Source organism: Alcanivorax sp., assembly GCF_051117345.1.
Lineage (GTDB): Bacteria > Pseudomonadota > Gammaproteobacteria > Pseudomonadales > Alcanivoracaceae > Alcanivorax.
Genome location: NZ_JBNPEC010000227.1, coordinates 1 through 12,750 on the forward strand (window position 1 = coordinate 1; position 12,750 = coordinate 12,750).

Consider the following 12,750-nt stretch of genomic DNA (forward strand, 5'->3'; position numbering starts at 1 on the left):
CAAATAAACTGGAGCACCACTCCCTATGCGAACATTGCGCCCCCGTTACCTGCTGCTAACCCTCTTGTCTGTCGGCATTCTCGGCGGCCTGCTGCACACGGCCTGGCCCTTCCTTTTTTTTCCCCGGCAGAACCTGTCTTTCTCTTTTCCTGTACAACCGATAGCAGCGGATCATGACACAGCAAAAGCGGGTATCGCCGAACGGGACATTACGCCGCCCACCGGCATACCCAAGTTCGGCTATTCCGCCTGGGCAAAGAATGCAGACGGCTTTCGCACCCGACTCAAGGCAAGGGCGTTCTACCTGAAAGGCCCCAGCCAGACCCCGCTTGCTATCGTACAACTGGATCTTGGCACCGGTTCACTGGTGCTGCGCCACCGGGTCGCTGAACTGATTGCCGACCATACCGATGTGCCTGCCCATGCGGTGACCCTGCTGGTTACCCATACCCACTCCGGCCCTGGCCAGTATCTCGGCAGCGACTTCTACAACGTTTTCGGCAGTAACCGACCCGGCTTCGACCCGGCCCTGTTCGAGTTTCTCAGCCAGCGCATTGCCGACGCCGTCATCGGTGCCTATGAATCCCGTCGCGAGGCGCGCTTTGCCGTGGGCCAGAGCGACCTGTTTGGCGTTACCCGTAACCGCTCCATCGAGGCCTGGGCCAATAACTTCCCTGAGCAGGATCCCTCCAACGCGGACCCCATGCAGGCGGTGAATCCCACCATGACCCTGCTGCGGATTGATCAGCGCCGGGGCGACCGTTTCGAACCGGCCGGCGCGCTCAGCCTCTACTCCATCCACGGCACCGCTATCCCTCCCTTTACCCGTCCCTACCATGCGGATGTCTGGCACTGGATCAGCGAGGAATTGGAAAGCGAACTGGCAAGCAGCTACCCCGATTTCCTCCATGGTGCCGCCCAGGCTACCCACGCGGATAACAACCCAGCCTGGAAAGAGGACCTGCGCGGCGACCGGGAAGCTGAACGCATCGGCAAGGCACTGGGGAAACATGCCTCACAGCTCTTTCATTCTCTGGAAAGTCAGCTCACTGACACCCTCAGCATCGCCGTCGCCAGCCGCCAGATGGACCTGCTCGACGACATTGATACCGGCCGCTTCGGACTTTGCGAACGGGCTATCGCCGGTGCCTCCGTCGCCGGCGCAGCCAACGGTGACGAAGTCTTCCCGATTTCCTATCTCCCGTTTCTGAAGGAAGACTGGCCTCGCCGGGTCTTTACCGACAACTGCCAGGGCGTGAAGCAGTGGATGTTGTCCAAACTGCAACTGTTGCTGCCGGCCGAGCGTTTTCCCCACCAGGCCCTGTTCCAGATCGTGCGTATCAACGACCTGGTACTGGTTCCCCTGCCCTGGGAAATCACCCTGGAAAGCGGCAATAGACTCCGCCATGCAGTGGCGAGCACCCTGCCAGAAGGCACCGACTGGAAAGTGGAAATTTCCAGTCTGGCAAATGGCTACTTCGGCTATGCCGTCACTCCGGAAGAATATGCGCTCCAGTACTACGAGGGCGGCCACACTCTTTATGGGCCACATACACTGGATTTCCTGATTCAACAGAGCGAAGGGCTGAGCCGGGAGCTGCAACAACAAGGCGACATTAATGACATCCCGGCCCAGCAAACTTTTTCCCTGCTCAGCCGACAATACTTTCCCGACTCGCTGACAGGTCCGGGCAAACGGCGCTGGTTAAGCGAGCCAACACGTCATGACGGTGACGCCACCACCGGCCCTTACTGGAGCCTGATACTGGAAGCGGAACCGGCGAATCAGCTGGCGCTGGATCGCCCTCTACTGGCGGTTCACTGCGACAATGGCGTGATCAGCGATGACAGTGCCGAGTTACAGCTGTTGCATCAGGAAGACACGGAAAAAAAACGCGGTCGGTATGAGGTGCGCTGGTACCCCGCCACACCCTCGCCTTCCAGGTCCTGCCGCTTTTCCGTTAGTGCCAATCAGCCGCAATCGTCGGTGTTGTCCGCTCCCTTGCCATAGCCCGTTCAGCAAACAGCGCTGAGACAGCCTCACCTCTGCGAGGCTACTCAGCGCTGTGCCGACAACCCTGTCACAACCACAGACGCGGTATGGCCGTTAACGGATGAGCCCTGCCAATGGCACTGCTACACTGGAGACGTGCTACAAGGCACCACTTTTTCTCCCGGAGATCCGTCATGCGCCCGCTGCTTCGCTTTCTGCTGCCTGCCCTGCTCGTTGCCGGCTGTGCCAGCACCACCCAGGTTACAACTCGCTTCACTGCTGAAGGGAGCCATCCTCCCCGGGAGACATTGCTACTGGTGGCCCACACCCCGGAAGGCGGTACCCGTGAAACCTGGGAGCTGACCTGCAAGGAAATATTTTCAAGCAGTTCGTTGACCATTTTGCTCAGCCACCAGGAATTGCCGTTATGGTACGAAGGTGGAAAAAACCGCATCCTCGACTGGGCGCAAAGCAATGATGTGCAACGGATTCTGGTGGTGGAACTCACCCACCTGCTGATTGATGCTGCGGCACCACCGACAGGCGGCAATCGCCTCAACCCCATGGACCAGTCCGCCGGTGAAATGACGCCGACCTGGCAAGTGGGTATTGGCGGCGAGCTGGCCAGGGAGGACGTTCCCGAGGCCCTGCGTCAACACGGCGCAGAACTGATCAATGCCGACGGCAAGCCCCTGTGGACCGGTATCGCCACCACCCATGAAGCCAGTAACACCGTTGCCATTGCCAAGAGCCAATGTACGGCTCTGCGCAACACACTCAAAGAGCATGCTCTGATACCCTGACAACGGAAAATAAAGACTATGACTGGCCCACTGAACGGACTGACCTTTATCGAACTGGCCGGCATCGGCCCCGGCCCCTTCTGCGGCATGATGCTCGCTGACATGGGCGCCACCGTGATCCGCATTGATCGCCCCGGCGGCAACCCCCACGCCGCCATCGGCCATAGTGTGCTGTTCCGCAATCGGCAGAACCTGGCCCTGGACCTGAAAAGCCCGGAAGGCATCGAGACCGTCCTCACGCTTTGTGAAACCGCCGACGGCCTGTTCGAAGGCTTTCGCCCGGGTGTGACCGAGCGCCTGGGTATCGGCCCGGAACAGTGCCTGGCCCGTAATCCGAAACTGGTGTACGGCCGCATGACCGGCTGGGGCCAAACGGGGCCGCTGGCCAAGGCCGCCGGCCACGACATGAACTACATCTCCCTGTCCGGCGCCCTCCACGCCATGGGCCGCCAGGGCGAGAAGCCCGCCATTCCTCTGAACCTGGTGGGTGATTTCGGTGGCGGCGGCATGATGCTCGCCTTCGGTCTGGTCTGTGCCGCCCTGGAAGCCCAGCGCTCCGGCGAAGGCCAGGTGGTCGACAGCTCCATGGTGGAAGGCTCCGCCGCCCTCATGGCCATGTTCTATGGCCTCAAGGCCCAGGGCATGTTCACCGAAAATCGCGGCACTCACATGCTCGATTCCGGCGCCCACTTCTATGAAGTCTACGAAACAGCGGACGGCAAATTCGTGTCCATCGGCAGTATCGAACCGCAGTTCTATGCCGAACTGTGCCGCATCGCCGACCTGCCCGCCGAGGAGTTCGGTCAGCAGATGAACCCGGCAAAGTGGCCGGAACTGAAACAAAAACTGGCGGCAGTCATCAAACAGAAGAGCCGTGATGAATGGACCGCGTTGATGGAAGGTACAGACGTGTGCTTTGCACCGGTATTGAGCCTTGAAGAAGCGCCTTCACATCCGCATAACGTGGCAAGAGGTTCCTTTGTCACTGTCGGCAACACGGTACAGCCGGCTCCGACACCGCGCTTCTCGCGCAGCGCCGCCGGCGATATCAAACCGGCAGCCAGCGCCGGGGCCGACAGCCAGGCGGTTCTCCGCCAGGCCGGCTTCAGTGACGAACAGATCGACAAACTGATCAGCAGCGGCGCAGTGAAACAGGACTGACCTCCGTTTCTCTTGCGCCACGCCCGGCCCCGGCCACAAGCCGGGGCCTGTTTGAAGGAGATACCCATGACAGCCGTAATCCCAGGCACTTCCCTGGCCATTCACCCGGAACGCTTCCCCGATCCGGTGGACGACCTGCCAACTGACGGCATCCAGAAAGCCGTACTGGCGGGGGGGTGTTTCTGGTGTGTGGAAGCGGTCTACCTCAATCTGGATGGCGTAGTAGCAGTCACCTCCGGGTATGCCGGTGGCGATGCCGCCCGTGCCAATTACGAGGCGGTCTGCACCGGCACCACCGGCCACGCTGAAGTGGTGGAGATCGACTACGATAGCAAGGTGATCAGCTACGGACAGCTGCTCAAGGTATTCTTCTCCGTGGCCCACGACCCCACCCAGAAGGACCGCCAGGGCAACGACCGCGGCACCCAGTACCGGTCCGCCATTTTCTATCAGAGCCCGGAAGAAAAAGCGGTAGCCGAGGCCTATATTCGTCAGCTGGACAACGCCGGCGCCTTTACCGTGCCTATCGTGACCACGCTGGAACCGTTGGAGACCTTCTATCGCGGCGAGGATTACCACCAGAATTTCGCCAGCCACAACCCTAACCAGGGTTATATCGTTCACGTGGCCAAACCCAAGGTGGAAAAACTCATCCACGCCTTTCCCGATCTGCTCAAGGGGGATACGCAATGAACACAGCCCACTCCGCCAGCGGCCATGATCTCACGCCGCTTAGCGACGCCGAGAAACAGCAACGAGCGGAACACCTCACCGACGAGGAAAAGCGCATCCTGCTCAATCAGGGAACCGAGCCGCCCTTCTGCGGTGGCCTGCTCGACAACAAGGAAGACGGGGTTTATCACTGCAAACTGTGCGACCTGCCACTCTTTGCCGCCAACGCCAAATTTGAATCCGGTACCGGCTGGCCCAGCTTTTACCAGCCCTTTGACCCGGAACATATCCGCGAACTGCGTGACAGCAGCCATGGTATGACCCGGGTGGAAATCCGTTGCGCCCGCTGCGACGGCCACCTGGGGCACGTATTCCCCGACGGTCCGGCACCGACGGGCCTGCGTTATTGCCTGAATTCGGCGTCGATGGTGTTCAAGGCGAGTTGAAAGTTTAAAGTTCAAAGTTAAAAAGCGCGGGCAAGCCTCTCACTCCATTGACTTGCCGTGCCCGCGCATCCCCGCGGTTTGCAACGCGTAGCACAAAGTTTCTGTCAGTACGGAGGTTATCCGCGTTTCAACGTTAAACTTTGAACTTTCAACTCATTAGCCCTTACCCCACAGCACCCCTGACTTGACCGCAGCGTACAGCGGCAGTTTCTGTCATTGCCTCCCGCAACACCCTGTATACCATCGGTAGTGACCCCCAAGTCACGACACCCTGGCCGCTGCCAGAGCAATGGAAATCACAGGAGGCACCATGAACGCCGCGACCCCTGCCCCGCGCCGCGAGGAAAGCGCCGAACAGCGCTGGAACCGCTTTTCCGTCCTCAAGACCGGTGAGGATTACCTGGCCAGCCTGCGCAACCGCGGCACCCGCCTGTTCCTGTTTGGTGAGCTGATCGACGAGCCCGCTGACCACCCGATCATCAAGCCCAGCATCAACGCCCTGCGCGCCAGTTACGATCTGGCCATTGAAGACCCGGAGCTGGCCACTGCCTGGTCCCCGCTCATTGACGCCCAGGTAAACCGCTTTCTGCACATCGTGGAATCGCCGGCAGACCTGGTGAAAAAGAACAAGATGCAGCGCCGCATGGGCCAGATTACCGGCACCTGTTTTCAGCGCTGCACGGGGCTGGACACCATCAGTGTGCTGCATTCGATCACCTACGAGATCGACGAAAAGTACGGCACCCAGTATCACCATCGTTTCCTGGATTTTCTCGGTGAAGCGCAACGCAAGAACATCCTCATCGCCGCCGGCATGACCGATCCCAAGGGCGACCGCAGCAAGCGCCCGGCGCAGCAGAGCGACCCGGACATGTTCATGCGTGTGACCCGGCGCACCGACAAGGGCATCTACGTGAAAGGCGTGAAAGCCCATATGACCGGCGGCTGGAATCAGCACTGGATCTGCGTCATGCCCACCATGAACCTGACCGAAGAAGATCGTGACTATGCGGTAGTGGGAATGATCCCCGGCGACGCGGAAGGCATTACCTATATCTACGGCCGCCAGAGCTGCGACACCCGCGCCATGGAAGGCGGCGACATCGATCAGGGCAACGCCGAATACGGCGGCCAGGAAGTGCTGGTCTACTTCGATGATGTCTTCATTCCCCACGAACATGTGTTCATGGATGGCGAATACGAGTTTGCCCAGGACATGGTCGCCCGGTTCACCGCCTACCACCGGGCCAGCTATGTGTGCAAAACCGGCCTGGGTGATGTACTGGTGGGCGCCGCCGCGTCCATCGCCGAATACAACGGCCTGGAAAAAGTCAGCCATATTCGCGACAAGCTGGTGGAAATGGTGCACCTGAACGAGACCATCTACTCCTCCGGCATTGCCAGCTCCCACGAGGCGAAACAGATGCCCAGCGGCATCTTCATGAACGACGCCATGCTCTCCAACGTGTGCAAGCACAACGTGACCCGCTTCCCCTACGAGATCTCCCGGCTGGCCCAGGACCTGGCCGGCGGCATCATGGTCACCATGCCCAGCGAGAAGGACCTGGAAAACCAGGAAGCCGGTGACATCATCCGCCGCTTCCTGAAAGGCCGCGACGACATACCCACCGAGGACCGCATGCGCATCCTGCGCCTGATCGAGAACATGACCCTGGGACGTAACGCGGTGGGCTACCTGACCGAATCCATGCACGGCGCCGGCAGCCCCCAGGCCCAACGCATCCAGATCCTGCGCGGCATGGACGTGGACACCAAGAAATGGCACGCCCGCAAACTGGCCGGCATCAAGCAGGTTTCTTGACACGGATACTTGCCAGCCCGGGGCGTCCTGCTACACTAGCGCCGCCCCAAACACCGGGCATGCCGGGATAGCTCAGTCGGTAGAGCAACTGATTCGTAATCAGTAGGTCCGCGGTTCGATTCCGCGTTCCGGCACCATCGAATCACAAAAAAGCCGCCTCTTCAGGCGGCTTTTTTTGTTTGGTCCATCCTGCGAAAAGAGCCCTTATTTCCCGCTGAAGGCCTTCTGCCAGCCCACCGTGAAGGTGTAGTCGGTTTCCATCTGTACGCCATGAAGGGATTGATGAACCGGTGCCTTGTATTCCAGGGCCAGACGGTGGCCCTTCAAGGTGCCATTCTTGCCGAGCAGATTCAGCCCCAGACCGATATCCAGCCGCTGGCCGCCCCTGGCGTCCGGGTCTGCTGCAGGGTTCATCATCGGCGATATCATCAAGTCTTCCGCCTGCCCGTGAATGTCGGACCACCAGCTTTTATAAGCTGCCAGGGAGACAGATGCCCAAGGGCTGACCGGTTTCGCCGCCCATGCAGTCAGATGGCGCCGGGAACCCAGCTTGTAGCCTTGATCATTCTCGTCCAATGCAATTCTGGCGCTGACCTGCGCTCCCCAGCTCCAGCTTTGGTATTGCTTGTTCAGGGTAATCCCCGGGCGCGCCTCGTAGCTGCCAGACCCCAACTGCATGGGGTACGGTAACTGGATCTCCTTGCCCTGCATGGGCACATAGTCTTCTTCATCGATAGAGCCAGTAGGCAAGCCCAGCACCAGATTCAGATGAAGGCGATAGCCATCCTGGTCGAAGAACTTGTACAGACCACCGATGCTGGCATCACCAATACCGGAAGTTTCGGTATCGAACTCATCGTCCATGGTGTTCATCATCATGGTCATGCGAGTTCTGGTGGTCATCTTGTTGGTGGTGTACGGCAACATCGCCATCAGGGTGAGATTGTCTGTCGGGGCGTACATGGCTCCGAGCATGTGCATGTGCATGGTCATCTCATAAGGCAATGCCTTCATGTTCATCATGCCCATACCGGGTATCTCGCCGAAGGCTTCATTAGTGCTCAGCGACTCACTGCCCGACCTGGCACCACTCATGCTCATGCCCATGTAACGATAGGAGAGCATCCATTCGCCTTTGTCATGGGTGTGGTCGCCCATCACTGAAATCGGCGCATGGCTGTCGGCACGCCCGCCATCGTAATGGGCCTGAACCTGGCCCATGCTGGTGATCGCGGTTGCCGCGACGAGAAGATGAACTGTTTTCCGCATCTAGCTTCCCCACTGAATAACGATAGTGAGCAGCCTACGGATACGGCCGGCAATGCCAATGTGGCAAAACGTCGCAGCGTTACCTTTATCAGGCGAATTGCTTGCGGTACTGGCCCGGCGCACAGCCCTGCCAACGCTTGAAGGCATGGTAGAAATTGGCGGTATCGGAAAAGCCCAGCTCCATGGCCAGTGCCTGCATGTCACAGCCCCGCTCACGCAGGGCCTGACAGGCATGCTGGTGGCGGACCTGGTCGCGGAGCTGGGCGAAGCGGGTACCCTCCTCCTGCAGGCGACGCTGCAGGGTCCGCGGCGTCATGGCAAGGGCGTCAGCCACCGCTTCCATGGTCACGCCCTGACCACCCAGCATGATCTCAAGCTGTTTGATCACTTGGCCGGACACCCCGGCAGCCCGTGATAAACCGGACAGCACCTGATCCGCGGATTGCCGCAGTCGCTCATTGTATTTGGGATAGGCCCTGGGCAGCGGCTCGCCCAGCAGGTTGGCCGGAATGGTGATGGCATTGTGTTGCTGGGCAAAGTGCAGCGGGCATTGGAAAAACTGCTGGTAAACCGCCACCTGATCCGCCACCGGCTCGCCATGCAGAAACCAGGCACCGCTCACCGGCATGGTGCCACCCAGCAGGGAGCGACCGATGGCCACCATGGTGGCCACCACCACTTCGTTGTGGGTACGGGTGGCGGTAAAGCGCAGAGTCGGGTCTTTGCTGGCCACGGCCAGCATCACGCTGTCACCAACCGTCTCCAGGGTAAACGCCAGATAGGGGACCACCAGATCCTTGTAGCGGAACAGCATGGCCAGGCCCTGCTCCAGGGTATCGGCCGTGGCCATCAGATTGCCCAGCAGATCCAGATTGCCATAGTGATTGTCGGCCCCCACGTGCAAACCGAACAACGGATCGTCACTTTCACTGAACGCGGAATACAGCAGCTCGTCCAGTTGCAGCAAGCTGATAAAACGGTCATTGCGGCCAACAATATCCGCATCAATACCGGCGCGCTCGAACAGGGATTGCACATCCAGGCGGCTGCGCAGTGATACCTCAAGGAGGCCGGGTAGAATGGAAGCTGGAAGCAACGTTGTGGTCATGGTGTTTCCTCGCAATCACCCGAAACTAGGCAAAGGCATCAAGCAGGTCAACCAACCCTGATGGATTGGCCCGTTTGACCTACTGGAGGTTCCCTCAGACAGTGAGTACTCTACCGACACCCCTATCAACAACCGGATCGATTATGCTCAAACGCTATCTGGTCGACGAGGTCACCGACACCCGGGCCTCGCGCAAGCAGGCCTTTAAATTGTTTACCGACGCGACAAACTGGCAGAACTGGTGCTCGGTAGTGCGCCATGCACGCCTTCTCAACGGCAACTGGCGCCCCGGCGCCCTGCTATTGTTTGTGGCAGACTTGCCCGGCCTGCCGCCAGCGCCGGTGGTGGTAAAGGTGATGGAGTTCAAGGAAAACGAGCGCATCACCTGGGGCCTGCACCTGCCCTTTGCACGTATCACCCACCGCTTTACCTTCATCGATGATGGTCAGGGCGGCTGCCGGGTACACCAGGAAGAATGGACCGAGGGGCTTCTCACCCTGCTGGCCTGGCCCGCCGGCAAACTGATTCACCGCTTCGATACCCGCTTTGCGGCAGAATACGCTGCCATGTTCTGATTATTGACCCTGAACGGATTCCTTCATGACTCATCGACTGTTTAATGCCTACTGCCGGGCTGTGCTGGCACACCCGGTTTTCTGGCTGGCTCTGCTGGCCCTGCTCTGTGCTGTTGCTGCCTGGCAGGCCCGGGAGTTCAAGATTGATGCATCCGCGGATTCGCTGGTGCTCGAGAACGATGAGGCATTGCAGTACTACCGGAAGATTTCCAAGCGTTACGGCGGCAGTGACTTTCTGATCATCACCTACACCCCGTCCCAGGCGCCGCTGTTTCAGCGAGACACGCTCGCGCACCTGCAGGCGCTGCAGACCGACCTGAAACAGGTTGACCGCGTCAGCTCGGTCTACAGCATGCTGGATGTGCCCTTGCTGTTCAGCCCCCAGGTAGAATTCAGCGATCTGGCCAACGACTACCGCACCCTCACCGACAAGGATGTGGACCTTTCGCTGGCACAGAAGGAGTTCACCGAAAAAAACCCTCTGTATGAAGATCTACTGGTCAGCGACGACGGCAACACCACCGCCCTGCTGGTGAGTTTCGAGCGCGACGAAAAGTATTACGAGCTGCTCTACCGGCGTAATGAGCTACGCACTCAGCAGCATGAGGGCGAACTGGACGAAGACGGCGAACAGGCGCTGGAAGAGGCCTCACAGGCCTTCAGTGACTACAGCAGCCAGATCCAGGAACGCACCGCCGGCGAGATTGATCAGGTGCGCGATATCATGGACAGCTACCGGGACGAGGCAAAACTGTTCCTGGGCGGCGTCCCCATGATCGCCACTGACCTGGTGCGTTTTATTCGCGCAGACCTGAAAATTTTCGGGATCGGCGTACTGGCCTTTCTGATCGTCACCCTGTTCATGATTTTCCGCCGCCCCCGCTGGGTGGTAGTGCCCCTGGCCTGCTGTGGTGTCACCGTGCTGACCGTGACCGGCTGGCTGGGCTGGATGGACTGGAAAGTCTCGGTCATCAGTAGCAATTACATATCGCTGCTGCTGATCATCACCATGTCGATCACCATCCACCTGACTGTGCGTTTCCGGGAGCTGCATGAGGAGAACCCGGATGCCACCCAGAAGTGGCTGATCCGGGAAACTGCCGCCCACATGATGCGGCCCATGATCTACATGATCCTCACCACCATGGTGGGCTTCTCTTCTCTGGTGATCAGCGGGATTCGCCCGGTGATCGACTTCGGCTGGATGATGACCTTTGGCCTGGGCGTGTCGCTGGTGGTCTGTTTTCTGGTTTTCCCGGCCCTGCTGGGTCCGTTGAAGGCTGGCCAACCGCAACAGGGGCGGGACTTCAGCCGCAAGTTCACCCTGGCCTTTGCCGGCTTTACCGAACGTCACCGCCCGACTCTGATGGTGCTGGCCATTATCACCATTATCGCCTCAGCATGGGGCGTCAGCCGATTGACGGTGGAAAACCGCTTTATCGACTATTTCCAGAAAGACACGGAAATCTACCAGGGCATGCTGCAGATTGATCGCAAGCTGGGTGGCACCACTCCGCTGGATATCGTCATCGATGCGCCCAGTACTGAAGCCCGCACTGCGACAACGTCATCCGAGCCGGCTACCGGCTGGGACGGTGAATCCATGGATGATAGCCCCGCAACAGATCCGTTCGCGGCAGGTGGCGATAGCGACCCATTCGCCACTGCAGAGCCGGATCCGTTTGCGGATAGTGACCCCTTCTCCGATGGCTCAGGTGGCGAAGACCCCTTTGCCAGCGCGCCCTCTGATGACCCGTTTGCCGAGCCCAAACAGGCCAAACCCAATCCGCTGAAAGGCGCCTACTGGTTTACCCCCGCGCGGCTGGCCCAGCTGGTAGAAATCCAGAACTACCTGCAATCCCTGCCGGAAACCGGCAAGGTGCTATCCATCGCCACTACCTACAAGGTAGCGGAAAAACTCAACGAGGGGCCGCTCAGCTATGTGCAGCTGATGCTGCTGGCCAGTTTCATTCCCGAGGACCTGCGCGACCAGCTGGTGCGCCCTTACCTATCCGACGACGGCAACCAGGTGCGTTTCAGCGTGCGGGTGATCGACTCGGACGAAAACCTGAACCGCAACGAGCTGCTGGCCAAGATCCGCACCGATATGGAAAACAACTTCGGGCTGGAACCGGAACAGGTGCACCTGACTGGCGCTATGGTGCTCTACAACAACATGCTGCAGAGCCTGTTCGATTCCCAGATCAAGACACTGGGCTATGTGTTCGCCGCCATTCTGGTGATGCTGCTGATTCTTTTCCGCAGCCTGCCCGTGGCACTGATCAGCATGGTACCGAGCCTGATCTCCGCATCACTGGTGCTGGGGCTGATGGGCTGGATCGGCCTGCCGCTGGATCTGATGACCATCACCATCACCGCCATCACTATCGGCATCGCCGTAGATGACACCATTCACTACATCCACCGCTTCCATGAAGAGCTACCGAAAGACAACGACTACGTGGCCACCATGAAGCGTTGCCACGGCTCCATCGGCAAGGCCATGTACTACACCTCGCTGACCATCATTGCCGGCTTCTCGATTCTGGCGTTCTCCAACTTCAACCCCACGGTGTACTTCGGCCTGCTCACCGGTCTGGCCATGCTGGTGGCCCTGCTCAGCAACCTGACCCTTCTGCCGGCACTGCTGATCTCGGTGAAGCCGAAGCTGCGGGCCGGATAGGAACGAGTCACGAGAAGCGAGTTTCGAAAAGCAAACCACCCCGCCTTTCGAAACTCGCTCCTCACAACTCGTCACTGTCTTCGATTGACCACTGACCAAATGAACAGTATATTAATGGTTCGGGTTGCCCCAGGCCTTCGTACCGTGACCCCAGGCAGACCGGATTGATCGCCGTAGCCCCCAGAAAGGGGCCGGGCACCCGGCAATCTTAGACAGAT

10 protein-coding genes and 1 tRNA gene are annotated in these 12,750 nt (G+C 59.4%); 9 read left to right on the forward strand and 2 right to left on the reverse strand.

Features of this window, described 5'->3' with window-relative positions; genetic code table 11:
• Window positions 1-25 precede the first annotated feature (25 nt).
• The 7 genes from ACFE0K_RS14575 to ACFE0K_RS14605 all read left to right on the forward strand — a co-directional run bounded on the left by ACFE0K_RS14575 (window position 26) and on the right by ACFE0K_RS14605 (window position 7,034).
• The gene (locus ACFE0K_RS14575; protein ID WP_434536747.1) at window positions 26-2,011 is read left to right on the forward strand and encodes a neutral/alkaline non-lysosomal ceramidase N-terminal domain-containing protein; all 1,986 of its coding nucleotides are present in this window, start codon (window positions 26-28) and stop codon (window positions 2,009-2,011) included.
• A gap of 176 nt (window positions 2,012-2,187) precedes the next feature.
• A complete protein-coding gene (locus ACFE0K_RS14580; protein WP_434536748.1) occupies window positions 2,188-2,796 on the forward strand; it encodes a hypothetical protein in 609 nt (202 codons plus the stop codon).
• Window positions 2,797-2,814: 18 nt separating this feature from the next.
• Window positions 2,815-3,957: a CaiB/BaiF CoA transferase family protein gene (locus ACFE0K_RS14585; RefSeq protein WP_434536749.1), complete on the forward strand. Its 1,143-nt coding sequence runs from the start codon at window positions 2,815-2,817 to the stop codon at window positions 3,955-3,957.
• 66 nt (window positions 3,958-4,023) lie between these two features.
• Complete coding sequence (msrA, locus tag ACFE0K_RS14590; protein ID WP_434536750.1) at window positions 4,024-4,650, forward strand: peptide-methionine (S)-S-oxide reductase MsrA; 627 nt, start codon at window positions 4,024-4,026, stop codon at window positions 4,648-4,650.
• Window positions 4,647-5,075 (forward strand): peptide-methionine (R)-S-oxide reductase MsrB, encoded by a 429-nt coding sequence (gene msrB / locus ACFE0K_RS14595; protein WP_434536751.1) that lies wholly within the window; start codon window positions 4,647-4,649, stop codon window positions 5,073-5,075. The genes msrA and msrB overlap by 4 nt, the downstream gene beginning before the upstream one ends.
• Before the next feature lie 310 nt (window positions 5,076-5,385).
• Window positions 5,386-6,897 carry a 4-hydroxyphenylacetate 3-hydroxylase family protein gene (locus tag ACFE0K_RS14600; protein ID WP_434536752.1) on the forward strand — a complete coding sequence of 504 codons (1,512 nt, stop codon included), beginning with the start codon at window positions 5,386-5,388 and terminating at the stop codon, window positions 6,895-6,897.
• 61 nt (window positions 6,898-6,958) lie between these two features.
• A tRNA-Thr gene (locus tag ACFE0K_RS14605) sits at window positions 6,959-7,034 on the forward strand.
• A gap of 67 nt (window positions 7,035-7,101) precedes the next feature.
• On the opposite strand, the gene ACFE0K_RS14610 is transcribed toward ACFE0K_RS14605, so the two are convergent.
• Window positions 7,102-8,166: a transporter gene (locus tag ACFE0K_RS14610; protein ID WP_434536753.1), complete on the reverse strand. Its 1,065-nt coding sequence runs from the start codon at window positions 8,164-8,166 to the stop codon at window positions 7,102-7,104.
• A gap of 88 nt (window positions 8,167-8,254) precedes the next feature.
• Window positions 8,255-9,274, reverse strand: a complete 1,020-nt coding sequence (locus tag ACFE0K_RS14615; protein WP_434536754.1) for an AraC family transcriptional regulator — start codon at window positions 9,272-9,274, stop codon at window positions 8,255-8,257.
• Between the two features lie 143 nt (window positions 9,275-9,417).
• Here ACFE0K_RS14615 and ACFE0K_RS14620 point away from each other — a divergent pair, with 143 nt between their 5' ends.
• Together ACFE0K_RS14620 and ACFE0K_RS14625 are read left to right on the forward strand one after the other, a co-directional pair.
• Window positions 9,418-9,849 (forward strand): SRPBCC domain-containing protein, encoded by a 432-nt coding sequence (locus ACFE0K_RS14620; RefSeq protein WP_434536755.1) that lies wholly within the window; start codon window positions 9,418-9,420, stop codon window positions 9,847-9,849.
• 25 nt (window positions 9,850-9,874) lie between these two features.
• The gene (locus tag ACFE0K_RS14625) at window positions 9,875-12,532 is read left to right on the forward strand and encodes an efflux RND transporter permease subunit (protein WP_434536756.1); all 2,658 of its coding nucleotides are present in this window, start codon (window positions 9,875-9,877) and stop codon (window positions 12,530-12,532) included.
• Window positions 12,533-12,750: the final 218 nt, after the last annotated feature.

Excerpts from the sequence above, each read along its gene's own strand:
- ACFE0K_RS14585 (WP_434536749.1), top strand. The coding sequence starts at position 2,815 with ATGACTGGCCCACTGAACGGACTGACCTTTATCGAACTGGCCGGCATC.
- ACFE0K_RS14580 (WP_434536748.1), top strand. The coding sequence starts at position 2,188 with ATGCGCCCGCTGCTTCGCTTTCTGCTGCCTGCCCTGCTCGTTGCCGGC.
- ACFE0K_RS14620 (WP_434536755.1), top strand. The coding sequence starts at position 9,418 with ATGCTCAAACGCTATCTGGTCGACGAGGTCACCGACACCCGGGCCTCG.
- ACFE0K_RS14610 (WP_434536753.1), bottom strand. The coding sequence starts at position 8,166 with ATGCGGAAAACAGTTCATCTTCTCGTCGCGGCAACCGCGATCACCAGC.
- ACFE0K_RS14575 (WP_434536747.1), top strand. The coding sequence starts at position 26 with ATGCGAACATTGCGCCCCCGTTACCTGCTGCTAACCCTCTTGTCTGTC.
- ACFE0K_RS14615 (WP_434536754.1), bottom strand. The coding sequence starts at position 9,274 with ATGACCACAACGTTGCTTCCAGCTTCCATTCTACCCGGCCTCCTTGAG.
- ACFE0K_RS14600 (WP_434536752.1), top strand. The coding sequence starts at position 5,386 with ATGAACGCCGCGACCCCTGCCCCGCGCCGCGAGGAAAGCGCCGAACAG.
- msrA (WP_434536750.1), top strand. The coding sequence starts at position 4,024 with ATGACAGCCGTAATCCCAGGCACTTCCCTGGCCATTCACCCGGAACGC.
- msrB (WP_434536751.1), top strand. The coding sequence starts at position 4,647 with ATGAACACAGCCCACTCCGCCAGCGGCCATGATCTCACGCCGCTTAGC.
- ACFE0K_RS14625 (WP_434536756.1), top strand. The coding sequence starts at position 9,875 with ATGACTCATCGACTGTTTAATGCCTACTGCCGGGCTGTGCTGGCACAC.